General features: G+C 53.0%; 18 protein-coding genes. 9 read left to right on the top strand and 9 right to left on the bottom strand.

The genetic code is table 11. From position 1 onward, the window contains the following. Positions 1–26: 26 nt before the first annotated feature. Positions 27–464, bottom strand: a complete 438-nt coding sequence (locus EHV07_RS01300; RefSeq protein WP_147194127.1) for a DUF3828 domain-containing protein — start codon at positions 462–464, stop codon at positions 27–29. Positions 465–585: 121 nt separating this feature from the next. Beyond that, a complete protein-coding gene (locus EHV07_RS01295) occupies positions 586–1287 on the bottom strand; it encodes an alpha/beta fold hydrolase (RefSeq protein ID WP_168199577.1) in 702 nt (233 codons plus the stop codon). 242 nt (positions 1288–1529) lie between these two features. Here EHV07_RS01295 and EHV07_RS01290 point away from each other — a divergent pair, with 242 nt between their 5' ends. Further along, entirely contained in the window at positions 1530–2333 is an 804-nt protein-coding gene (locus tag EHV07_RS01290) for a siderophore-interacting protein (protein ID WP_147194122.1), read from the top strand. Between the two features lie 151 nt (positions 2334–2484). Here EHV07_RS01290 and EHV07_RS01285 read toward each other — a convergent pair whose 3' ends face one another. Further along, complete coding sequence (locus EHV07_RS01285) at positions 2485–3288, bottom strand: helix-turn-helix transcriptional regulator (RefSeq protein ID WP_147194118.1); 804 nt, start codon at positions 3286–3288, stop codon at positions 2485–2487. 106 nt (positions 3289–3394) lie between these two features. Between EHV07_RS01285 and EHV07_RS01280 the strand changes: the two genes are divergently transcribed. The 3 genes from EHV07_RS01280 (at position 3395) to EHV07_RS01270 (ending at position 6372) form a co-directional block, all read left to right on the top strand. Continuing rightward, positions 3395–4153 carry a class I SAM-dependent methyltransferase gene (locus EHV07_RS01280; RefSeq protein WP_147194116.1) on the top strand — a complete coding sequence of 253 codons (759 nt, stop codon included), beginning with the start codon at positions 3395–3397 and terminating at the stop codon, positions 4151–4153. Between the two features lie 211 nt (positions 4154–4364). Continuing rightward, positions 4365–4898 (top strand): hypothetical protein, encoded by a 534-nt coding sequence (locus tag EHV07_RS01275; RefSeq protein WP_147194114.1) that lies wholly within the window; start codon positions 4365–4367, stop codon positions 4896–4898. Between the two features lie 199 nt (positions 4899–5097). Then, complete coding sequence (locus tag EHV07_RS01270) at positions 5098–6372, top strand: MFS transporter (RefSeq protein ID WP_147194112.1); 1275 nt, start codon at positions 5098–5100, stop codon at positions 6370–6372. Between the two features lie 243 nt (positions 6373–6615). On the opposite strand, the gene cspA is transcribed toward EHV07_RS01270, so the two are convergent. Continuing rightward, positions 6616–6828, bottom strand: a complete 213-nt coding sequence (gene cspA, locus EHV07_RS01265; RefSeq protein WP_147194110.1) for an RNA chaperone/antiterminator CspA — start codon at positions 6826–6828, stop codon at positions 6616–6618. A 387-nt stretch (positions 6829–7215) separates the two neighbouring features. On the opposite strand from cspA, the gene EHV07_RS01260 reads away from it, so the two are divergent. Both EHV07_RS01260 and EHV07_RS01255 read left to right on the top strand, forming a co-directional pair. Continuing rightward, the gene (locus EHV07_RS01260) at positions 7216–8412 is read left to right on the top strand and encodes an MFS transporter (RefSeq protein WP_147194108.1); all 1197 of its coding nucleotides are present in this window, start codon (positions 7216–7218) and stop codon (positions 8410–8412) included. Positions 8413–9026: 614 nt separating this feature from the next. After that, positions 9027–9788 carry an SDR family NAD(P)-dependent oxidoreductase gene (locus EHV07_RS01255; protein ID WP_147194106.1) on the top strand — a complete coding sequence of 254 codons (762 nt, stop codon included), beginning with the start codon at positions 9027–9029 and terminating at the stop codon, positions 9786–9788. A gap of 42 nt (positions 9789–9830) precedes the next feature. Here the strand turns inward: EHV07_RS01255 and EHV07_RS01250 are convergent, their stop codons facing one another. The 3 genes from EHV07_RS01250 to EHV07_RS01240 all read right to left on the bottom strand — a co-directional run bounded on the left by EHV07_RS01250 (position 9831) and on the right by EHV07_RS01240 (position 12084). After that, entirely contained in the window at positions 9831–10328 is a 498-nt protein-coding gene (locus EHV07_RS01250; RefSeq protein WP_147194104.1) for a surface-adhesin E family protein, read from the bottom strand. Beyond that, on the bottom strand, positions 10328–10939 hold the full coding sequence (locus EHV07_RS01245; protein ID WP_147194103.1) for a hypothetical protein: 612 nt from the start codon (positions 10937–10939) through the stop codon (positions 10328–10330). The genes EHV07_RS01250 and EHV07_RS01245 overlap by 1 nt, the downstream gene beginning before the upstream one ends. Before the next feature lie 221 nt (positions 10940–11160). Continuing rightward, a complete protein-coding gene (locus EHV07_RS01240; protein WP_147194101.1) occupies positions 11161–12084 on the bottom strand; it encodes an alpha/beta fold hydrolase in 924 nt (307 codons plus the stop codon). A 500-nt stretch (positions 12085–12584) separates the two neighbouring features. Between EHV07_RS01240 and EHV07_RS01235 the strand changes: the two genes are divergently transcribed. Continuing rightward, the gene (locus EHV07_RS01235) at positions 12585–16397 is read left to right on the top strand and encodes a glycosyltransferase (RefSeq protein WP_147194099.1); all 3813 of its coding nucleotides are present in this window, start codon (positions 12585–12587) and stop codon (positions 16395–16397) included. Positions 16398–16433: 36 nt separating this feature from the next. Here EHV07_RS01235 and EHV07_RS01230 read toward each other — a convergent pair whose 3' ends face one another. Next, complete coding sequence (locus EHV07_RS01230) at positions 16434–17651, bottom strand: diguanylate phosphodiesterase (RefSeq protein ID WP_147194097.1); 1218 nt, start codon at positions 17649–17651, stop codon at positions 16434–16436. Positions 17652–17797: 146 nt separating this feature from the next. Next, positions 17798–18343, bottom strand: a complete 546-nt coding sequence (gene ssb1 / locus EHV07_RS01225) for a single-stranded DNA-binding protein SSB1 (protein WP_147194095.1) — start codon at positions 18341–18343, stop codon at positions 17798–17800. A gap of 309 nt (positions 18344–18652) precedes the next feature. Between ssb1 and uvrA the strand changes: the two genes are divergently transcribed. Together uvrA and EHV07_RS01215 are read left to right on the top strand one after the other, a co-directional pair. Continuing rightward, entirely contained in the window at positions 18653–21484 is a 2832-nt protein-coding gene (gene uvrA / locus EHV07_RS01220) for an excinuclease ABC subunit UvrA (protein WP_147194093.1), read from the top strand. A gap of 212 nt (positions 21485–21696) precedes the next feature. After that, positions 21697–22749 (top strand): NAD(P)-dependent alcohol dehydrogenase, encoded by a 1053-nt coding sequence (locus tag EHV07_RS01215; protein ID WP_147194091.1) that lies wholly within the window; start codon positions 21697–21699, stop codon positions 22747–22749. Positions 22750–22875 lie beyond the last annotated feature (126 nt).

The raw sequence follows: 22875 nt of genomic DNA, 5'->3' as shown, positions 1-22875 counted from the left end.
CTGACTGAGTGCAGTCAGGCAGCGACTCAACGATCTTCTTTAGCCACGTCGTCAATCTTCCAGCCATTCCCGACCTTATGCATAGTGACTAACAACAGCTGCCGATCGTCAGGATCGTCACCCAGCATCACGTCGCCTGAGGCACTTTCACCATTAATGGTAAAGCGGCCAACGCTAACATGATCTACCCAGCTGTCGCTGTAGTCCTGGTCCTGTAAAAAGTAATCATCATCCATGCCGTCGGGGCTTTTGATCAATACGTTGATTTTTTGCAGCAGCTGCGACGTGACGTACTTGTTGAGCAGTGGATCGTGCTCGTCTATCGGACTTTCTTCCTTACTTAGCGCGTTCAGATACCAGCTGTAAAAGTTTTTGCCGATCGTCTGAGGATCGTTATCCTGTTCCGCCGCGCCAGCGTTCCAGGCCAATAGCGCCATGCCCAGCGCCAGTAACCATTTTTTCATTATGCTATCTCTGCCTGTTGAACTGTGGCCCTGCGGCCTGCCTGCTTCCGTGCAAAGCGTAAAATTACCCGGTTAATTTACCTTTTCATCGTACGGGAAGAACGCACTTTTTAGTAAATGTTTATACTGGGGTGGCACGCAGCCAGCGGAGCATCACTTCTGCCAGCGCCTGTGGTTGCTCCAGCGGTACCATATGTCCAGAATCGGCGATGATTTCCAGCTGCGCATGAGGAATATGTTCATATAACGTGCGCGATTCCTGCAACGTACGCATCCGATCGTCTTCTGCGGCAACCACCAGCGTGGGGCAGGCTATCTGGCTCAGCTGGTCGGTATCGCTGCTGCGCGTCATCAGCAACTGGCGGCACCAGGCCTCTTTCCCCATCCTCAGGCTCATCTGGTGGATCTGAGCTTGCAGCTGCGGATTGTCGGCATGCTTCTGGCTTAGCGACAGCGCAATAGCCTTCTGGCCCAGCCCGTGAAATTCGCCTTTAGAGGCCTGCAACGCTTTTGCGGTCGCCGTTTTGAAAGATTGCGTTTGCGCACTGTCCTGCTGGCTGGAAGTGGCGATCAGGATCAGCCGCTGCACGCGTTCAGGCGCCTGCCGAATCATTTCGCGCGCGACAAAACCGCCCATGGAAAAGCCTGCCAGCGTAAACTGCGGCGGACACTGTGTCAGCACCTGCGCGGCCATCTCCTCCAGCGTGCCCGCCTGCGAAAGATCGCCGTAAATTACCGGCCCCCATTCCGCCAGTTGCTCACTCATCTCAACCCACAGCCCGGCGTCACACATGACGCCCGGCAGTAAAACCAGCCCTGCCATAACCCTCTCCCGTTCGTTTACCCGGGGCGATAATAACATTTACGCAACAATATGGATGAGGAATTTGCGGGGGGGTCGCCTGTCATCATGCTGTGATGCCAGCGGAAAAATGCAGCGCTTCGGGTTCATGTGACCATAAAAAAAATTGCAATCGCATTTTCTGAGCTTGCTCTTAAGATATATCATAGCTATTTTCAGATGAGAATGATTCCAGTTTAGCTATCACCCTGAAGAGAAAATCCATGAGTCAAAAAGCACAAAATTCCGATCCCCGCCTGCCGCGCAGAGTCCGTAACGAGCTGCGTTTCCGTCAGATCTCCGTTGCCAGTAAAACCCGTGTCGCTAACTGCTTCTGGCGCATTGCTTTTACCGGCAGCGATCTGGACGGTTTCAATTCGCCCAGCTTCGACGATCACATCAAACTGTTTTTCCCTGATGAAGCCACCCACGAGCTGCCGCTGCCACAAATGACCGATGAAGGCGTTGTCTGGCCAGGCAATATTCGCCCGACAGCGCGTGACTACACGCCACTGGCGTTCGATGGTAAAGAAAACCTGACCATGGACTTTTATATCCATGAGGGCGGCGTGGCCAGCAGTTGGGCCGATCGGGCGCAGCCAGGCGATCGTTTAGTGATTGGCGGGCCACGCGGCTCACAGATTATCCCGGAGGATTACGCCTTTCAGATCTATTTGTGTGATGAAAGCGGGCTCCCCGCCCTGAAGCGCCGTCTGCCCGCAATTCAGGCAGAAGCGCTGCACGTGCTGGTCTATGCCGATGAAGCCACGGGGCGTGATTATTTAGGCGACACCCGGCAGCTCAATATCCACTGGCTGGGCAATGGCAAAATGGATCTTGCCACCTCAGGCGACATGATTGGCACACTGGATAAGATTTCTCTGCCTGACGAAGACTATTTTATCTGGCTGACCGGCGAAGGCGAAACGGTGAAAATGCTGGGCGACTATTTTATCCAGCGCCGCGGCTGCGATGCCCGTTTTGTTCATGCTAAAGCCTACTGGCATCGTAAGCCTGCTAAAGAGTGATGTCGCAGGGCGACCCGTATGTGCCTTTTAACAGAAGATGATCGCTGGTCGGGGCCGCCGCACCGATAAGGTCAACGCAGAAAATCTGCCGGCTCGACGGATCCGGCTTTTTTAAGATGTTCGCTGCCCCGACGGCAAAGGCCTGTCTTCCTCATGAAGAAGTGACGTCTTCATCCGCGGAGGGGATCAGCATAATCATCTTCAGCGCACGATTGCTGGTGAGCTGCCAGCTGACATGACGATAATGCAGCTTACCTGACTGAGCATGCTGGAAAAACCGCTCGCCGCCTTCACGGCTAATCACCTGCTGTAGTGACCACAGCGCCTGAAACTGCTCGCTCTGCTGGCTCATTTCATTGACGAAAGCATTCAGGTTTTGATCGTTGGGGAAATGCATCGTATCCGCCCGCAGCTCTGCGACAATCCGTCGGCATCGCGCTTCCCAGTCGATAACCAGCGTGCGCGCCAGAGGATGCAGAAACATAAACTTCATCATGTTTGGCTGCGCATCATTGTCCAGCCAGCCCTGAAACAGCGTCTCCGTGCGTGAGTTCCACGCCAGCATATTCCACGTTAAATCCAGCAAATAGCAAGGCTCAGCCAGCTGATTAACCGCTGCCAGCACGGCCGGATCCACCCGTGGAACCGGCGCTTCCTGCGGGTCATTTTGCCGGGCCAGTCGGAAAAGATAATCCCGCTCGACGGGCTTCATTTGCAGCGTAGCCGCGATGTTCGCCAGCGTATGTGCCGATACCACAATTTCTCTGCCCTGCTCTATCCAGGTGTACCAGGTGGTGCTGATCCCACTTAGCAACGCCACTTCTTCGCGACGCAACCCGCGCGTTCTTCTGCGGGCAGCGACCGGCAGACCAAGCTGGTCTGGTGAGGTGTTCTCCCGCTGGCTGCGTAAAAATGCGCCCAGCGCTTTAGGGCCGGAAAGCTGGGTCTGACTCATGGGTAGTGGCTCCTGATACCAGTATAACCACTCATATTGTACCTGTTTAACGGCAGTCGTATAGTCATCTTCAACGCACCGTTATCCTCAACTTCAGGAAAAAACCATGAAAAACAGCCATGAAGATTTGGTCGAAAAACAGTTTGGCGATCGGGCAGGCGCTTACCTGCAAAGCCACGTTCATGCACAGGGCGCTGATTTAGTCCGGCTGAGCGAATGGCTGTACGACAGCAAGGATGCGACGGTGCTGGACATCGGCTGCGGCGCGGGTCATGTAAGTTTTACCGTTGCCGGGCAGGTGGCTGAGGTTACCGCCTACGATCTCTCGGAAAAGATGCTGAAGGTTGTTGGTGAAACGGCGCAGGCCCGTGGGCTGCACAACGTGATGACTCGCCAGGGACCGGCTGAAAACCTGCCCTTTGAGGCAGGTCGTTTTGATGTGGCGATCAGCCGTTATTCCGCGCATCACTGGCATGATGTCGGCCTGGCTTTACGCGAAATCAAACGCGTACTGAAGCCCGGCGGCAAATTTATCCTGATGGATATCGCTGCTCCCGGCCATCCCGTACTGGACATCTGGTTGCAGACCGTGGAAATGCTGCGCGATCCTTCGCACGTGAAAAATTACTCTCAGGGCGAGTGGCTGAGGATGGTGAATGAGAGCGGCATGATGGTAAAAACCCTGGTCGCCGATCGCCTGGATCTCGACTTCACCGCCTGGGTTGAGCGGATGAAAACGCCAGACGCACTGGCCAGGGCAATTCGTCTGCTGCAACAACAGGTATCCGATAAGGTCAGAGCACACTATACGATGCAGGATGACGGCTCGTTTAGCACCGATACCATCATGTTTATGGCGCAATAGCATCAGTCAGCCTGCCACTGCTGGCTCCCTGCATTGCCACGGCCGGCGACAACCCGCAAGACGCTATGGTGGTTAGCGCGTCAGGTTTTGAACAATGGCTGGAAGATGCCCCTGCGCCATTTTGCCGGTGAAATAGCAACTCCCAGTAAGGTAAGCCATAGTTGTTATCTGCGAAGGATTATTCGCTTTTTGGCTTATCAGGAGTAGGAAAATGAAAATCGCCTGTCTTGGATGGGGTTCACTGATTTGGAAAACAGGCGCGCTACCGGTATGCGGTCGCTGGCAGGAAGATGGCCCAAAGGTACCCGTAGAATTTTGTCGGATAAGCGATGGTGGCGAACTGGCTACCGCTCTCTGTCTTAACGCCACGCCGGTCCCCGCGTTGTGGGCATGGCTTGCCGTTGAGGATTTGCCGCTGGCTTGCCAGGCGCTGAAGGAACGGGAAGCCATTCCGGAACAGCGTACCGACGGCGTTGGCTCGTTGATTGTGACGAAAAGGCCGGTTGGCATGCTGGCAGAATGGGCGTCTGCCAGAGGCATCGATGCCGTTATCTGGACCAACCTGCCTGCAAAAGACGCAGCAACAGAAGGACGTATCCCTTCGCTGGAGGAAGCCGTAGCCTATCTTGAGGGTCTGTCGGGTGAAACGCGGGCGCATGCGAGAAATTATATCGAAAGCGTTCCGGCACAGATCAATACTCCCTACCGCCGGGAGATCGCCTCTGCATTGGGCTGGGAAAGTTAGCGTCACCTGCGACAGCACAGATTGTCAGTTGTAGCCTGCTCTCTCTGCTGGTAGGGTTCGGTTCGCGGTTTTTCGAGGAGTGAGAAGCCGGTTAGCGGTCAGAGACGGTTAATTCTCCTCGATAAACGGCTTCGCTGAATAAATGATGCAGTAGTGGCGGCCCTTAAGGCGCGCTTCTGCCCCTGAAGAGACGTTTTTAATGACAGCTACAGTGAGTCAGCTTTCCCGCCACGATATTAAGACCATTATGCTTTCGCTGCTTGGCGGTGCGCTTGAGGTCTTTGATTTTATTATTTTTGTTTTTCTTTCTACCACCATTGCTACAGTCTTTTTCCCCGCCGACACGCCGGAATGGATCCGCCTGCTGGAAAGCATGACCATTTTCTCCGTTGGCTATCTTGCCCGCCCTGTAGGCGGCCTGTTAATCGCCCACTTTTCCGATCGCTATGGCCGCAAGCACATGTTTAATTTCACCGTGCTGTTTATGGCGGTGCCCTGCCTGGCGATGGGACTTTTGCCCGGCTATGCACAAATCGGTTACTGGGCGCCGCTGCTGCTGCTGCTGGCTCGTCTGGTGCAGGGTGCTGCGCTGGGGGGGGAAGTCCCTAACGCCTGGGTTTTTGTCTCGGAACATACGCCAGCCAGCCACCGCGGCCTGGCGCTGGGCATGTTGCAGGCGGGTCTGACGTTCGGCTATATGCTGGCGGCACTGACCATCATGTTAGTGACCCGTACCTTCAGCGCGGATGAATTAACACAATGGGCGTGGCGTATTCCGTTTATTGTCGGTGGGGTATTGGGTTTTATCTCGATTTGGCTGCGTCGTTGGCTGCGGGAAACGCCGGTATTTGTGGCGCTCCAGCAGGAAAAAGCCTTATCGCCACGTTTGCCACTGGCGGAAATTCTGCGCGAGCACCGCAAAGCCGCGATTCCGGCGATGCTGCTTACGGCCATTCTGACGTCGGCGGTGATTATTTCTGTGGTGGTATTGCCGATTGTGCTGCAAAAAACCTGGCATATGGACGCAGCAACCACCTTTGAAATCAGCTGTGCCGGTATTTTTGCGCTGAACGTGGGTTGCCTGATTGCCGGAAGACTTGCCGATCGCTTCGGTGCCTGGCGAACCGTGGCGCTCTATTCCTTACTGCTGGCTGCTGGCGTTACCCTGATGAATGCAGCGATGGGCAGCAGCACGCACATTATCCTGTTCTGCTACTGCCTGCTGGGCCTGTGCAGCGGCGTGATTGCCGCCGTCCCAGCGGTGATGGTGCAGCTGTTCCCCGCACAGGTGAAAGTGACCGGCATCTCGCTAATTTATAATCTTTCTTATTCGCTCTGTTCAAGCGTGCTACCGCTGCTGCTGCTGTCGCTTTACCAGTATGCGCACTGGACGTTGACCAGTTTTGCCTGGCTGGTGGCGCTGGTCGGCGTGATGACCTTTACGCTGTATCGCAAGATCGCGCTGTTCAACTAACGCGGAAAAACGGGAGGGCGGCGCACTGCTTCCAGGCTGTGGCGTCCGCCCGTTTCGACGCAGTTATTCATTAGTACTTTGAATATTTCTGACGGGCAGACAACCGCACCTGCTTTAAAAGAGGCTGAAAAGCGCCCATAAAAAAACCCGCACAAGGCGGGTTTCTTACTACTATCACTTTTCACTTAACTGCTCAGACTGTTGTCTTCATCGCTATCGTAAGCTCGGTGATACTAGTGGATCTTACAGCGCAACAACGTTAGCAGCTGATGGACCTTTAGCACCATTTTCGATGGTGAATTCAACGCGCTGACCTTCGTCGAGGGTTTTGTAGTCATTACCCTGGATTGCAGAGAAGTGTACGAATACATCTTTGCTGCCGTCCTGTGGAGAAATGAAACCGAAACCTTTACCCGCGTCAAACCATTTTACTAAACCAGTCATTTTACCAGACATAGATATTTCCTTAATTTTTTGAGCCACATAGTGCGGCGGAGATGGCCTGTATTTCAGAGAGTTACTTATTTGGCACTTAGGAGGAGGCTCAGAAGGAAGATATCTTTGGATAACGCTTGCGCTGAGGACTGCTTTACTAAAACTGCTTTCATAAGGTCTGTGTTCCAAACCGATGACGCTATTAAGACATGCCTGGATTTATTAAGCAACGTTTATTTTTATTAATATTTTAACGGACGGCATCGTACAAAAAACCGCCCGGCTTTACCTCCGTAATCGGCTTGTGTAACATAGCCCACAGACATCAGGGCACGCCCTCTTGCGTAAGCGTTAACGTTAACCAACGCACTATCAGCAGATTTTCTCTGCTCTTGTGCGAACGGTTTAATGATCAAATCTACCCCCACGCCCTGTTCCGCCTTTCTTTCCAGTTCTGGCTTTTTCCTGTTTGTTTTGCTAATCACCGCCGCCAATCTGCGTGCGCCGATAACGGCCACCGGCCCGATCCTCGAAGATATCCGGCTGACATTCAGTTTGTCGGCAACCGAGGCTGGCCTGCTGAATTTTATCCCTTTAATGATGTTTGCTCTGCTGGCACCGGTCGCTGCCTCGCTGGGTAACAAAGTGGGGCTTGAAAGAACACTTTGGGCAGCGGTTTGGCTGATCGGGCTGGGATCGTTGCTGCGGATCCTGGGCAGCGCGACGGATCTGTGGCTGGGTACCACGATCCTCAGCGCAGGCATAGCCACGGCAAATGTCTTGCTTCCCCCGCTGATTAAGCGGGATTTTAAAGAGCATACGGCAAAGTACTTTGGGCTTTATGCCTCAACCATGGCCATTACCGCCAGCCTTGCCAGCGGTATCGCGGCTCCGCTGGCAAGACGGACTGAGATGGGATGGTTTTTGTCGGCAGGTATCTGGTTGCTGCCCGTCATCATCGCACTGGTTGCCTGGCTGCCGCTGTTGAAAAGCGGCTCCACGTTATCTTCAACGATCGCTACGTCCGTTCCCCTAAAATCGCCGTGGCGTTCCGCGCTGGGCTGGCAGGTGTCGTTGTTTATGGCACTTCAGTCGATGGTGTTTTATACCCTGATCGCCTGGTTCACACCGTTTGCTGAGTCGAACGGGTTTAGCCAGGTATCGGCAGGGTGGCTGCTGTTTGTCTATCAGATTGTCGCGGTAGCCGCCAACCTCGCCTGCATGGTCGCGCTGAAGAAGCTGCCCGATCAGCGCCTGATTGGCTTTCTGGCTTCGCTTGCCATTCTGAGTGGGCTGGCCGGACTGCTGTTGTTGCCTCATCTTGCCGCGCTGTGGTTGATCATTGCTGGTCTGGGCGCAGGCGCTTCAATGGTAACCTGTCTGTCGCTGTTCAGCCTGCGGGCGGCCGACCATCGTCAGGCTTCGCATTTATCCGGGATGGCGCAATGCGTTGGCTATGGCTTAGCCGCACTGGGGCCGCTGGGGTTTGGCTTCGTGCATGAGCAGTCAGCTGGCTGGGCATTACCCTTGCAAATGCTGATTGTCGTGAGCCTGCTACAGCTGATGATTGCGCCACTGGCGGGCAGAAAAAAAGTGATTGGCTAACAGAACAAGGAAAGCCGTCCCGAAGGACGGCTACCGGGCTACTTGCCTGCTGTGTTGATTGTCACCGTGATGGAATTGCCAGATATATGCCAGCCTCCATTCCCGGTGGACAGCCACACACCAGATACAACGAGCACAATACAAATGTACCGTTTCATTGCGCGGTCCTTGTTCAGACCGCTTCACCATGCCACCACCGGAGATACCAAGATGAATGCAAGCACTTGGGTGTGCTTACGTTTACGGCCGTTGGAATTCCTTTTCCAGGTCCGGTGCCCGCTTGCTTAAGGCGGCGAAAAGGCCCGTTGGGATTGTACACTAAACCAGCAAAATACACTTGACACTTTCCAGAGTGCACTCCAATATACAAACACTTGGGTGTGCTTGCGTTACGTTGGTAACACAGCCCTGCCGGAAAGGCCGCTTAACCTTCCCGGCGCGAAAAAACCGTCATCACTGACGGTTTTTTTGTTTTTGTCATCATCATTTCCCACAAAAAACCTTTGTCCGACCGTCTTAAATCGCATTGCCCTAACAGCAGCCCCTTCGTTACCACACCGTTTTGCCAACATGCGATAAACTTCTTCCAGGCCTCAATCCGGAGAGAAAACATCATGACGGAACAACGCTACACCCGCTATGCCAGTCTGCGGCACAAGATCGTGGTGATTACCGGCGGCGCAAGCGGGATTGGCGCCGATCTGGTTGCGGCTTTTAGCGAACAGCAAAGCCACGTTCATTTTCTGGATATCGCTCGCGAAACCGGTGAGGCGCTGGCGCAGCAGCACGGCGCAAACTTTCACTGCTGTGATTTACGCGATGCCGAGGCGCTCCGCCTGACGATTAAAGAAATCGCGGCTAAAGAAGGCCGTCTGGATGTGTTAATTAACAATGCGGCTAACGACGATCGCCACGATTTTTTCTCGATTGAACCGGCGTACTGGCGCGATCGGCTGGCGGTCAATCTCGATCATCAGTTTTTTGCCAGCCAGACGGCGGCGGCCCTGATGCGTGAGCACGGTTCTGGCTGCATCCTTCTCACCAGTTCCACCTCTTTTATGAAAGGCCGCCCCGGTATGGTGGGTTACACAACGGCCAAAGCCGCGATTGTAGGTTTGAACCAGACGATGGCCCGCGAGCTGGGCCCGCTGGGTATTCGGGTAAACTGTATTGTGCCGGGCGCGATTTCGACACCGCGACAGCAAGCGCTCTGGCGTACGCCCGAAGCGAAGGCAGACATACGCGCCATGCAGCCATTGGATATTGAATTACTGGGCCGTGACGTTGCCGCAATGGCGCTGTTCGTTGCTTCAAACGATGCGCGAGGCTGTACCGGCGCACAGTTTGTCGTTGATGCAGGGATCAGGCTGAACTGACGTAACGGCGGGAAAGCGCTGCGCCGCCCCGCCCTGATTAACTTAATCAAAAGAAGGCGTTCGCGTCTCTTTTAATGAGATATCCCTGATTTTCTCAGGATCGATTTTGCAAGCCGCACGGCGAGTCAGGCCGCTAAGGGAATTATCAGGTATTGCATGCCACTGACCGATAGTATCGCGTCGGGCAATGACTTTTCCTTCAGCAAAAGGTTGCGAGAAAAGCACGACATCAAAAATAGCACTCTCCAGTCTGTCGCAATTTAACGCCACAATCCGCCGGGAACTGTTAATAGCCAGCTTTTTCTTCTGTGAAATTACGCCTGGCTGCTTGTAATTGGTGATCATATACAGCTGACGGAGATGAGGATTATGGTTATAGAGAGCCAGGCTGTTAAAAGAGAAATACGCGGTAGCGTCCTTGTCATCAAATATCTGAACCATCCCGGCAGGCTTTACCACTTTAGCGGCAGGATCAGGCTGAATATGCCGTGCGCAGCCAGTTAAAATGATAAGCGCGGCAACAATTAATAAAGGCCTCATCAGTTATTCCCCGCCGCAATATCCGGGCGCTCTTGCAGCAAAAGTGGCCGTTCAACGCTGCCCTGAATGGAACAGCTGAGCCAGGATTTCCCCTCTTTTTCATTTAACATAACCAGTTTTTCCACGCTGCCTTTCGCTGGGGCAATCCCATCCGTTGCAGAGGGATTTGGCTGCCAGGCACGATGAATATCAAGCTTAATCTGCGGATTCGCCGTCCAGAGCGCATCGCCTTTTAACCACTGAATATGCGGAAAGGCAGCCATAACTTTTTCTGGTGCTTCATCAATGACAAACCCCCAGTAATAATATTTACCCAGCTCGCCAAGATCCTCTGACTGCTCGTAATAGCCAGACAGATGTAGCTTGCCGTCGGGTACGGAATGCGTAAAAGTCCTCACCCGCGCTTCTTTATCTGTTACCGGCACCCAGGCAATGCGTTTGCCGTCACTTTCTACCTGAACGACCTTTTTCAAAACGGCACGGTGCTGATAAAGAGTATGAAAAAATGCGGGATTACATTGCAGCAGACTATCGGTAACGGTGGCAGCATTCGCTATCCCGACCGAGGCGCCCAATGCTGCGGTGATTAATAAAGCTTGTATCCTGGACATGACATTTCCTTTTTCCTTTGTCGTTTACCACTGAACTGGCTGAATAAGATGGGGAACAGCCATTGAAAACAGCGGCGCTTTAAAGGCTTTGTATCGGCAGAGGAAGGAGGGGCTTTAGATTTTTTACTGACTAAATACGGATACCAGGAAAAAGAACAAAGCGCTCAGATAGTGGGCGGAGTCCTTTCCTCCGGGCCGCCCGCACCCAATCTGAAGTTACTTTAAAGGGAGGTTAAAAACGGCAGCAGCGCCGCCAGCGTTTTTTCCGGCACCTCTTCCTGCGGTGAATGCCCGCAGGGCAAGGCTTCACCACTCACGTTAAGCGCTTTTTCCTTCCACGTTGCAATAACATCATACAGTTGCCCTACGGTGCCTTTTTCGCCCCACAGCAGCAGCAACGGGCAACCAATCCGTTTCGTGCTGTCTTCAGCGTCATCCTGTAAATCAACCGTCGCGGCAGCGCGATAATCTTCACAAGCGGCATGGATCATTGCAGGATCCTGATAGCACCGCAGATAGTCCGCAAAAATTTCCGGTTCCGTCGCGTCAGGCGTTTTGAGCTGGCCTTCAATATGTTTTTGCAGGAAAAAAGCCGGATCGTTACCGATCATCCTTTCCGGCAATGGCGCAGGTTGGATCAGGAAAAACCACCAGAAATAGCGGGTGGCGAATGCTTTATCTGTCAACGCATACATCGTAGCGGTAGGCGCAATATCAATAAAAACCGCGCGGCTGACGCGCTGCGGATAGTCGAGCGCCAGCCGATGCCCGACTCTTCCACCACGATCGTGTCCGACAAAAGCAAACCGGTTATAACCCAGCGCATCCATCAGCAATACCACATCTTCCGCCATCATTTTTTTAGAATAGTTTCGATGATCCTTGCCGCCTGGCGGTTTGCCACTGTCGCCGTAGCCCCGCAGATCCGGCATGATCACCGTAAAGTGCTTACTCAGAGCAGGGGCGATTTTTCGCCAGCTAAGATGATTTTGTGGATGACCGTGCAGCAACACCAGGGGTTCGCCCTGCCCGGTAATAGCAACCCGGAGCATCATGCCATTTGGCAGAGAAACATTCTTCAGTACACAATCGCTGATAAAAGGAGAATGACCGACGTCTGTCGAATCAGCCTTGTTTACATTCATATCCTGTTCCTTTTTTGCAATAATTTAGCCAGAAGTTTTACTGGAAAAATAAAAATCCGTACCAGCTATTAATCAAGTCAGATAAGCATAATCAAATATTTTAATTATAACATTCAGCTTGTTATCTCATAATACGGAAATAAATAATGCGATTATTTGTTTTTAGCATATTTCAAAACAAACATTTATAGCTTCAAATACCTTGTTATACTTTATAGTCAATCTATACTGCGTATACAGACATTTTCATAATTTTAATTATTACAGCTCGTTTAGTTAACCATTGTTATTCATAGTTTTATTACTCATTCGGTCCTCCCCTTTCATACCACAGTAATTAATTTCTGTGACGTACAAGTTCAGCAACGACCATTTTTGTTATGCACACAGGTTTCGCACTGCGCCTTATCTGTCTGCGTATATTTTCTTTAGCGTTTGATTATGCTGTAGATCTTCTATTGGCAGGAAGAATTTCCTCTTCATATCACGCAGGGATTTTAATGACACCATTTCGCAGCTTTTGGCAGGCTGGCTATGAAGGCGCCGATCATATCAATCCTCAGGGAATTCGCCTGTCGATGAATGATATTAACGATCACTTAAGCCAGGTCCGCAAAGATTATGCTTTGCTAAAACGTTTTAATATTCATACGGTACGTGAAAGCGTCGGCTGGCGGCTGGCCGAAACAGCCGGGGGTTATGATTTTTCTTCCGTCGCGCTGCGCATGCAGGCGGCGAAAGAGTGTGATATTCAAATTACCTGGACAATATGTCATTACGGCTGGCCCGAGTTTATTTCACTATTTTCAGAGGATTTTATCCCTGCCTTCGCGAGCTTTTGTGGTGCGCTGGCACGCTTTCTGACACCGCTGTATGACGAAGCCCCTGTTTATTCACCTATGAATGAGATCTCTTTTCTCAGTTGGGGCATCTCGGTAGGCCTTTTCGCTTGTGCTGGCGGCCCGGAAAACGAGCGTGCTGTTGCTGCCAAGCGTCTGTTGGTAAAGGCGACGCTGGCAGGCTGCGATGCGATACGACTTGCGGATCCACGGGCGCGCTTTCTGCACTGCGATCCCCTTATCCACGTCGTGGCCGATGAAGAGAACGATGCCTGCCATGAAGCAGCCCGGGGAATAATTGAATCACAGTATCAAGCCTGGGACATGCTTGCCGGCAAGTGCGAGCCAGAGCTTGGCGGCGCGCCGCACTACCTTGATCTACTCGGCGTTAATTATTACCACGATAACCAGTGGGAAGCCTTTTCCAACCGGCGCCTTTACTGGCACTTAGGGGATGCACGGCGCAAGCCCCTGCATGCCATGCTGATGACGCTGAATGAGCGCTATCAGCGTCCGCTCCTGCTGGCAGAAACCAGCCACGTAGGCAGTGGACGCGGTGCCTGGATTGCCCAGATTACAGCGGAAATAGCCCAGGCTCAGCTTGCAGGCATTGAGGTAACGGGGATTTGTCTCTATCCCGTTATCGATCGGCCACTGTGGGAAGAAACAACCTTCTGGACGCACAGCGGCCTTTGGGACCTTGATCGTCACGGTCTTTATCCTTACGCACGTCAATTACAACAGCCTTATGACCATGCACTGCTCCTGGCGCAACGCAAACTGCGCCACTTTCAATCCGTTATGCCCTCGGGCACGGAGGCTAAAATGACCCCTACCAGATTACCCGTTCTTATTGTTTTCAGCCATTTACGCTGGGCTTTTGTTTTTCAGCGGCCACAGCATCTGATGACGCTTCTCGCACAGTATTATCAAATTTTCTTTGTTGAAGAGCCCCTTTATCAGGCCGGTTCCCCAGGGATGCACAAGCATTCTCCTGCCCCCAATATTACCGTCATCCAGCCTTACACCGATATTGAGGCGCCAGGTTTCCATGACAGCCAGATTGCCCCACTTCAGCTGTTATTATCGACGCTGATTGATGAGCACCAACGGCCGCTAATCTGGTTTTATACGCCGATGGCATTGCCTCTGCTGACAGGGTTTAACCCCCTTGTCGTCATTTATGACTGTATGGATGAGTTATCGGCCTTTGACCAGGCACCGCGCCAGCTTCAGCAACGTGAATCAGCACTGATGAGCCGCGCAGACATTGTCTTTACCGGCGGCACCAGCCTCTATGAGGCGAAAAAAAGTCGTCATCCTCACGTTTACTGTTTTCCCAGCAGCGTTGATGCAGTGCATTTTGAGCAGGCATTGGATCGTACAAATGGACATCCGTTGCAGGAGTCTGTTCCGCTGCCACGGCTTGGCTATTACGGCGTTATTGATGAGCGCATGGATCTGCCACTGATTGCCGCGCTTGCCGACAGCCATCCCCAATGGCAAATCGTGATGGTTGGCCCGGTAGTTAAGATTGACCCTGCTTCACTGCCGCAGCGCAGCAATATCCACTGGTTTGGGCAGCAGCCCTACCAGGCCCTGCCGCAATTTTTAGCTGGCTGGGACGTCTGCCTGATGCCCTTCGCCCTCAACGCTTCTACCCGCTATATCAGTCCCACTAAGGTACTGGAATTTATGGCGGCACATTTGCCCGTTGTCAGTACGCCTGTCGCCGATGTGGTCAGACATTATGCACATTTGGTCAGCATTGCTGGCGATCCAGCAGCCTTTGCAGAAGCCTGCGAGGCAGCGCTGAACATGCCAACAGCAGCCAAAGAGGAACTGATCGAACAGATGAAGGCCAGAGTGGCAGCCACCTCGTGGGAACATACGGCAGACCAGATGCATAACCTCATGGCTCAGGCGGCGGTAAGAAATTCTGACGTGATTGCCGTTGCACCAGCGCCGATCGCGCCCGTGACGGACTGGTCTGTGACGCAAACAGAAAATGCCGAACGGGTAGAATGTTTAATCGTTGGTGCCGGACCGACCGGCTTAAGCGCGGGCTATCACTATGGCGAAGGCGCAGTGGTGCTGGAAAAAAATGCCACGCCGGGCGGCTGGTGTCGCTCAGTGGAGAACCAGGGATTCACCTTCGACTACGCTGGCCACATTATGTTTTCTCAGGACCCGTATGTGTTGGCGCTGTATCAAAAACTGCTGGGAGAAAACCTGCACTGGCAGGAACGCGAAGCCTGGATATATAACGAAGGCATTTATACTCGCTATCCTTTTCAGTCTGCGCTGTACGGCCTGCCAGCAGAGGTGATTAAAGAGTGTATTCTTGGCGCGATAGAAGCCCGCTATGGCGAAACCGAAGCGCAAACCGTCCCGCTCAATCATGCTTTGACGAAAGATCTTCGCCGTACCAGCCATCGTGACTGCTGTGCGGATGGATCGGTGCCCGATGACGCCTGTCACGTTACTGAAATGCAGAAAGAAACATCGGAAAGTTTTGAACATTTTATTCTGCGTACATGGGGCAAAGGAATCGCCCGTCACTTTGCACTTCCTTATAACAATAAACTCTGGAAACTCCCGCTCTCTGAAATGGAAACCTCCTGGCTGGGTGGGCGCGTGCCGCTACCGGATCTGGAACAAATTATTGCGGGTGCGCTTGAACCACTGGCGAAACCCATTGGGCCAAATGCACAGTTCGGTTATCCCTTACGCGGGGGATTTCAGGCTTTAATGTCCGGTTTTTTACCTCATCTGCAATGTCGGCTGGAAACAAATGCCCAGGTCGCGAAAATTGTGCCGCAAAAGCATCTCGCTATCCTTGCTGATGGCCGCCACTATCGCTATGAACAGCTAATTAATACGATGCCACTGCCCGAGTTAATTAAGCTGATGGGAGACGACGTACCGCGCAATGTGCAGGCCGCAGCAAAAGGTTTACGCCATGTGTCGGTATGCTGCGTGAATCTCGGTATCGGCCGTGCCAATATTAGTGATAAGCACTGGATTTATTATCCTGGCGATACGCTCTTCCACCGTATCTTTCTGCAAGGCAATGCCAGCCCGTTTAACAATCCCAAAAACGGCTTTGGCCTGACATGTGAAATAACCTACTCCGCTGACTATCCACTTCTGCTGGAGGGAGAGGCGTTAATCGCTCGCTGCGTGCAGGAGTGTATTAAGGTTGGCATCATTCGGGCAGACGACAGTATTCTCACGGCCAGTCAGGTTGATATGCCTTATGCCTATGTGGTTTACGATCATCAGCGTCAAACCAACGTTGCGCTTATTCGTCAGTGGCTGCTGACGCAGGATATTCATCTGTCGGGACGCTACAGCGAGTGGGAATATTATAATTCCGATCATGCTTTTCTTGCCGGTAAGCGTGCCGCTGAAAATGTCAGGAAGCCGCTTTTTCTCCAGAACACGCCTGAAAAAAACGTCGCCCCTTCATAAGCGCGGGCGGGTGAATAACCCGCCTCAATTTTCATCTCAAAACAGGTCGTTTTTCTCGGGCCAGGCAACAGCAGGAATGCCGCCCAGCTTCGGTCTGGCAAACAGGAAGCCCTGAAAGTTGCAGATCCCCGCCGCTTCAAGCCACATCCACTCTTCAGGCTTCTCGACGCCCTCGGCAATGACCGAGATTTCCAGCGAGGAGCAGCATTTGATAATCGCCTGCACGATAGCCTGTTTGGGCCCGCTTTTATGCACATCACTGAGGATGTTACGGTCTATTTTGATCTTGTCTGGCTGGAATCGCGCCAGCAGTAATAAGCCGGCAGAGCCTGCGCCAAAATCATCGATGGCGATACTGATGCCCGCAGCCCGCAGCTTCCCGATAGCTTTCTCAAATTCATCAATACGCGATATCACCTCGTCTTCGGTGACTTCAACCACGATTTGTTCAGGCACCAGGCCATTCGCATGAATTTCTTGTAGGAGCATTTCTACCGCGTTCGGCACTATCACCAGCGACATCGGCAGCAGATTCACGGCAAGCGTAAGTCCCTCGATGCCCAGCTTTTTTGCCATGGCAAAAGCAATTTTCTTCGAATTGAGATCGGCGGCATAGACTTCATCTCGCGACAGCTGGGAAAAATACTCCAGCGGCAGGCCACCGCCCGGACTACGCAGCAGCGCCTCAAGGGAGACGATCTCGCGCGCAAAGGGATCGACAATCGGTTGAAAAGCAAAGCTGATTTCAGAATCAGACAGCTCACACTCTTCTGTCGTCATCGCGTTTTCTTCGGTGACGAATTCCCAGTAATCGGCTGGCGGGATCTCAAAGTAGTTTTCTTTTTCTGTTGCGACCACGAAACTGCGCAGAAACTGGAGCGGTCGATCGTCATAAGTTAGCTGATACTTTGACGTTCCTTTGTCGAGCACTGCCTGAAGAACCGAGGATTTGTCATGTTCTCGCAGATCGAATAGCTCCATGCCAATGTTACCGAAGCGGCGAGATGGCGCATAATCGCGCATCAGCTCAACAATATTATGGTGACGATCGTCAGTACAGATGCGGTCATAAATTTTACGCACGGCTTCTTCCGGTCCTTCCAGTACCTGAAAGAAATGGGTGCCGTTGAACAGCAAAATTCCTGTCACATCAAATGATGCATTGATCTTGTTGGCTTTTAGAGCCAGGCCTTCCAGCGTTTTTATCGGAACGTCATCTGCAAGATGACTACGATAGATAATCGTCGACAACATAGCGTATTCCAGGTTTCTGCTCTTGTGTAACACACATTACCAGAAGTGCAGAGAGAGTTGTCCAGTGCCGGAGCTGCATCCAAAAAAAAAGCCCCGAAAAATTCGGGGCCAGGAGATGCTACCTTTCCTGAGCAATTCAGGCAGGATTAGAACGGGATATCGTCGTCAAAATCCATTGGTGGTTCATTGTTTGCTGGCGCGCTGCTCTGCTGCGGCTGCTGCGGACGAGACTGCTGCTGTCCACCGCTGAACTGGTTGCCGCCCTGCGGCTGCTGTGGCTGGCCCCAACCGTTGTTGTTACCCTGGCCACCCTGACCGCCACCTGCTGGCGCACCGCCGCCCTGACGTCCGCCCAGCATCTGCATGGTACCGCCAACGTTAACAACGACTTCGGTGGTGTACTTCTCTACGCCTGCCTGGTCAGTCCATTTACGCGTTTGCAGCGCACCTTCGATATAAACCTGGGAACCTTTACGCAGGTATTCACCTGCCACTTCCGCCAGCTTGCCGAACAGCACAACGCGGTGCCATTCCGTTTTCTCTTTAGTTTCGCCGGTCTGCTTGTCACGCCAGCTTTCAGACGTGGCCAGAGTAATGTTGGCAACGGCGCCGCCATTCGGCATGTAGCGGACTTCCGGATCCTGACCCAGATTTCCCACCAGGATAACTTTGTTTACGCCTCTGCTGGCCATGTTCGTCTCTCCGATAAATGTTCTTAGCTTAAGGATGAAATTCTAACACGCCCTCCCCACAGATTATACCTTCGGATCCGGGTTTCAGAGGCGGATCGCAAAGCCTTTTCCTGGTATGACTCCTTTCTGCGGGCGGTCAGAGAAGGATCGCAAAATCGGCAGCCGAAATCGGAAAATGCCAGGATCCTGCGGTGCATTATACAGCAAAGTACTGTATATCCATTCAGCTTTTTTTGTGCCATACTAACAGGCTTAATTCTGGCCGTGCCGGACAGGCATGGTGAGTCCGTGTTAATCCGGGAAATGTGAATGGATAAGATCGAAGTACGGGGTGCCCGCACCCATAATTTGAAGAATATCAACCTGATCATCCCTCGCGACAAACTGATCGTTGTCACCGGCCTGTCAGGATCGGGAAAGTCCTCGCTGGCGTTTGACACGCTGTATGCCGAGGGGCAACGCCGCTATGTAGAATCGCTTTCTGCCTATGCGCGCCAGTTTCTCTCCCTGATGGAGAAGCCGGATGTCGATCATATCGAGGGGCTGTCGCCCGCCATTTCGATCGAACAGAAATCAACCTCGCACAACCCGCGTTCCACCGTGGGCACCATCACTGAAATTCATGACTATCTGCGCCTGCTGTTTGCGCGCGTCGGCGAGCCTCGCTGCCCCGATCATGACGTCACGCTGGCGGCGCAGACCGTCAGCCAGATGGTGGATAATGTGCTGGCGGAGCCGGAAGGCCGCCGTCTGATGCTGCTGGCTCCTATCGTGAAAGAGCGTAAGGGCGAACACACTAAAACGCTGGAGAACCTGGCGTCTCAGGGTTACATCCGCGCGCGTATTGACGGAGAAGTCTGCGATCTTTCCGATCCGCCTAAGCTTGAACTGCAAAAGAAACACACTATCGAAGTTGTAGTGGATCGATTCAAAGTTCGGGAAGATCTGAAGCAGCGTCTGGCCGAGTCGTTTGAGACCGCACTGGAGCTTTCCGGCGGCACGGCTGTGGTTGCCGATATGGACGATGAGAACGCGGAAGAGATGATTTTCTCCGCCAACTTCGCCTGTCCAATCTGTGGCTACAGCATGACCGAGCTGGAGCCGCGCCTGTTCTCATTTAACAATCCGGCCGGTGCCTGTCCAACCTGTGATGGTCTGGGCGTGCAGCAATATTTCGATCCGGATCGGGTGGTACAAAACCCCGAGCTGTCGTTGGCTGGCGGGGCAATCCGCGGCTGGGATCGTCGTAACTTTTACTACTTCCAGATGCTGCGATCGCTGGCCGAACACCTGGATTTTGATGTTGAAGCGCCGTTCGACTCGCTCAGTGATAAAGCACGTAAAATTATTCTCTACGGCTCGGGTAAAGAGTCCATTGAGTTTAAATACGTGAACGATCGCGGTGATACCTCCATCCGCCGCCATCCGTTTGAAGGCGTGCTGCACAATATGGAACGTCGCTATAAAGAGACCGAATCCTCAGCAGTACGCGAAGATCTGGCTAAATTTATCAGCAATCGCGCCTGTGCAACCTGTGACGGTACCCGCTTACGTCGTGAAGCGCGCCACGTATTTGTAGAAAACACCACGCTGCCGACCATTTCCGATATGAGCATCGGCCATGCGATGGAATTCTTCCAGAACATGAAGCTGAGCGGTCAGCGGGCGCAAATTGCCGAGAAAGTGCTGAAAGAGATTGGCGATCGCCTGAAGTTCCTGGTTAACGTTGGGCTGAACTATCTTTCCATGTCTCGCTCGGCGGAAACGCTTTCCGGCGGCGAGGCGCAGCGTATTCGTCTGGCAAGCCAGATCGGCGCTGGTCTGGTCGGCGTGATGTACGTGCTGGATGAACCGTCAATCGGCCTGCATCAGCGCGATAACGAACGCCTGCTGGAAACGCTGGTGCACCTGCGCGATTTAGGCAATACGGTGATTGTGGTCGAGCATGATGAAGATGCGATTCGTGCCGCGGATCACGTGATTGATATTGGTCCTGGCGCGGGCGTTCATGGCGGTGAAATCGTTGCCGAAGGAACGGTCGATGACATTATGGCGGTGGAAGAATCTCTGACCGGCCAGTACCTTAGCGGCAAGCGCGGCATTGAGATACCGGCCGAGCGTGTCAAAGCGGACGCGAGTAAAGTGCTGAAGCTGAGCGGCGCGAAAGGCAACAACCTGAAAGACGTCACTCTGACGCTGCCGGTTGGGCTGTTTAGCTGCATTACCGGCGTGTCGGGCTCCGGTAAGTCCACGCTGATTAACGATACGCTGTTCCCGATAGCCCAGCGCCAGCTGAACGGCGCGACGATTGCAGAACCGGCGCCGTATCGCGAAATCACCGGTATGGAACACTTTGATAAAGTGATCGATATCGACCAGAGCCCGATTGGCCGTACGCCTCGTTCTAACCCGGCAACCTATACCGGCATCTTTACGCCCGTGCGTGAGCTGTTTGCGGGTGTGCCGGAGTCGCGTACTCGCGGCTACACGCCGGGGCGTTTCAGCTTTAACGTTCGCGGTGGACGCTGTGAAGCCTGCCAGGGCGACGGCGTGATCAAGGTTGAAATGCATTTTCTGCCGGACATTTACGTGCCGTGCGATCAGTGCAAAGGCAAGCGCTACAACCGTGAGACGCTGGAGATTAAGTACAAAGGCAAAAGCATTCACGAAGTGCTGGAGATGACGATCGAAGACGCACGCGAGTTCTTCGATGCGGTTCCGGCGCTGGCGCGTAAGCTGCAAACGCTGATGGATGTGGGTCTGTCTTATATCCGTCTCGGCCAGTCGGCAACCACGCTATCGGGCGGTGAAGCGCAGCGCGTGAAGCTGGCGCGTGAACTGTCTAAACGCGGTACGGGTCAGACGCTGTATATCCTTGATGAGCCGACTACCGGCCTGCATTTTGCTGATATTCAACAGCTGCTGGCGGTACTACACCAGCTGCGCGATCAGGGAAATACGATCGTAGTGATTGAGCACAACCTTGATGTGATCAAAACCGCCGACTGGATTGTCGATTTAGGACCGGAAGGCGGCAGCGGCGGTGGCCAGATCCTGGTTTCCGGCACGCCCGAAACGGTCGCGGAATGCAAAGAATCGCATACCGCACGCTTCCTGAAGCCGTTGTTACAAAAAGGCTAACTCCCGGAGTGCGGACGCCCTGTCCGCACTCTTCTTATTTCATCGCTTTCAGCGATAAAAAAGAGCTTAAAGTCCTTTTTTACAGGCTCCTTTAGCCAAAACTTTGCAGAATCAGGCAAGAATTAAACAGATTCCGACCTACCTCTTCGCGGATTAGCTCCCTATCCTTACTAAGCAAGAACCTTCACGCTATTTCATTCACCGGAGACACCATGAATATTACGCATGCTTATGCCGCTCAGGATGCTAAGTCGAAACTGGCACCCTTTGAATTCCAGCCGCGCGAACTGCGTGAGCACGATGTCCAGATTGAAATTCTTTACTGTGGCGTTTGCCACTCTGATCTTCATCAGGCCCGCAACGAGTGGAAAAACACCATTTTTCCGGTCGTCCCTGGCCATGAGATCGTAGGCCGCGTTACCGCGGTTGGCGACCACAGCCACAAATACAAAGTCGGCGATTTGGTCGGTGTGGGTTGTCTGGTCGATTCCTGTCGTACCTGCGACAGCTGTAAAGAAGACCTGGAACAGTACTGCGAAAACGGTTTTACCGGCACCTATAACGGTGAAGATCGTGAAACGGGTGATATTACCTTTGGCGGCTACTCTACGCAGATTGTCGTTAATGAAGACTTTGTGCTCCGCGTGCCGGAAAATCTTGATCCTGCTGGCGCCGCACCGCTGCTGTGCGCCGGTATCACCACTTTCTCCCCTCTGAATCACTGGGGCGTGGGCCCGGGCAAAAAAGTCGGCATCGTGGGCCTGGGCGGCCTTGGTCACATGGGCGTGAAGATTGCCCATGCGATGGGTGCGCATGTCGTGCTGTTCACTACCTCGCCTTCCAAAGTTGAAGACGGTAAACGTTTAGGCGCGGATGAGGTGGTGATCTCTAAAGATGCCGATCAGATGGCTGAACACGTCAACAGCTTCGATTTTATTCTGAATACCGTGGCGGCCCCGCACGATCTGAACCCGTTCATTAGCCTGCTGCGCCGCGATGGTACCCTGACGCTGGTCGGCGCGCCGGAACATGACCATCCGTCACCGCAGGTATTTAACCTGATCTTTAAGCGCCGCAGCATTGCGGGTTCGCTGATTGGCGGGATTAAAGAGACGCAGGAAATGCTGGATTTCTGCGGCAAGCACAACATTACGTCCGATATTGAAATGATCAAAATGGATGAGATTAACGAAGCCTATGAACGTATGCTGAAAAGTGACGTGAAGTACCGCTTTGTGATTGATATCGACAGCCTGCGCGGTTAACGATCTAATGGACTTACGCTGCGGATGCGGGTGAGAAGCCCTCAGTCGTTAGCATAAATCTCTGGCCCGGTGGTCGCTATAAGAAATTGTAGAGACCCCGGGCTGCTTCAACGGTCCAGCCAGCCC

This window comes from Pantoea sp. CCBC3-3-1, assembly GCF_007981265.1.
Lineage (GTDB): Bacteria > Pseudomonadota > Gammaproteobacteria > Enterobacterales > Enterobacteriaceae > Erwinia.
The sequence above is the reverse complement of the archived record's forward strand: the minus strand, read 5'-3'. Positions and strand labels throughout refer to the sequence as shown.

Coding starts and splice junctions, on each gene's coding strand:
- EHV07_RS01300 (WP_147194127.1), bottom strand. CDS start 464: ATGAAAAAATGGTTACTGGCGCTGGGCATGGCGCTATTGGCCTGGAAC.
- EHV07_RS01295 (WP_168199577.1), bottom strand. CDS start 1,287: ATGGCAGGGCTGGTTTTACTGCCGGGCGTCATGTGTGACGCCGGGCTG.
- EHV07_RS01290 (WP_147194122.1), top strand. CDS start 1,530: ATGAGTCAAAAAGCACAAAATTCCGATCCCCGCCTGCCGCGCAGAGTC.
- EHV07_RS01285 (WP_147194118.1), bottom strand. CDS start 3,288: ATGAGTCAGACCCAGCTTTCCGGCCCTAAAGCGCTGGGCGCATTTTTA.
- EHV07_RS01280 (WP_147194116.1), top strand. CDS start 3,395: ATGAAAAACAGCCATGAAGATTTGGTCGAAAAACAGTTTGGCGATCGG.
- EHV07_RS01275 (WP_147194114.1), top strand. CDS start 4,365: ATGAAAATCGCCTGTCTTGGATGGGGTTCACTGATTTGGAAAACAGGC.
- EHV07_RS01270 (WP_147194112.1), top strand. CDS start 5,098: ATGACAGCTACAGTGAGTCAGCTTTCCCGCCACGATATTAAGACCATT.
- cspA (WP_147194110.1), bottom strand. CDS start 6,828: ATGTCTGGTAAAATGACTGGTTTAGTAAAATGGTTTGACGCGGGTAAA.
- EHV07_RS01260 (WP_147194108.1), top strand. CDS start 7,216: ATGATCAAATCTACCCCCACGCCCTGTTCCGCCTTTCTTTCCAGTTCT.
- EHV07_RS01255 (WP_147194106.1), top strand. CDS start 9,027: ATGACGGAACAACGCTACACCCGCTATGCCAGTCTGCGGCACAAGATC.
- EHV07_RS01250 (WP_147194104.1), bottom strand. CDS start 10,328: ATGAGGCCTTTATTAATTGTTGCCGCGCTTATCATTTTAACTGGCTGC.
- EHV07_RS01245 (WP_147194103.1), bottom strand. CDS start 10,939: ATGTCCAGGATACAAGCTTTATTAATCACCGCAGCATTGGGCGCCTCG.
- EHV07_RS01240 (WP_147194101.1), bottom strand. CDS start 12,084: ATGAATGTAAACAAGGCTGATTCGACAGACGTCGGTCATTCTCCTTTT.
- EHV07_RS01235 (WP_147194099.1), top strand. CDS start 12,585: ATGACACCATTTCGCAGCTTTTGGCAGGCTGGCTATGAAGGCGCCGAT.
- EHV07_RS01230 (WP_147194097.1), bottom strand. CDS start 17,651: ATGTTGTCGACGATTATCTATCGTAGTCATCTTGCAGATGACGTTCCG.
- ssb1 (WP_147194095.1), bottom strand. CDS start 18,343: ATGGCCAGCAGAGGCGTAAACAAAGTTATCCTGGTGGGAAATCTGGGT.
- uvrA (WP_147194093.1), top strand. CDS start 18,653: ATGGATAAGATCGAAGTACGGGGTGCCCGCACCCATAATTTGAAGAAT.
- EHV07_RS01215 (WP_147194091.1), top strand. CDS start 21,697: ATGAATATTACGCATGCTTATGCCGCTCAGGATGCTAAGTCGAAACTG.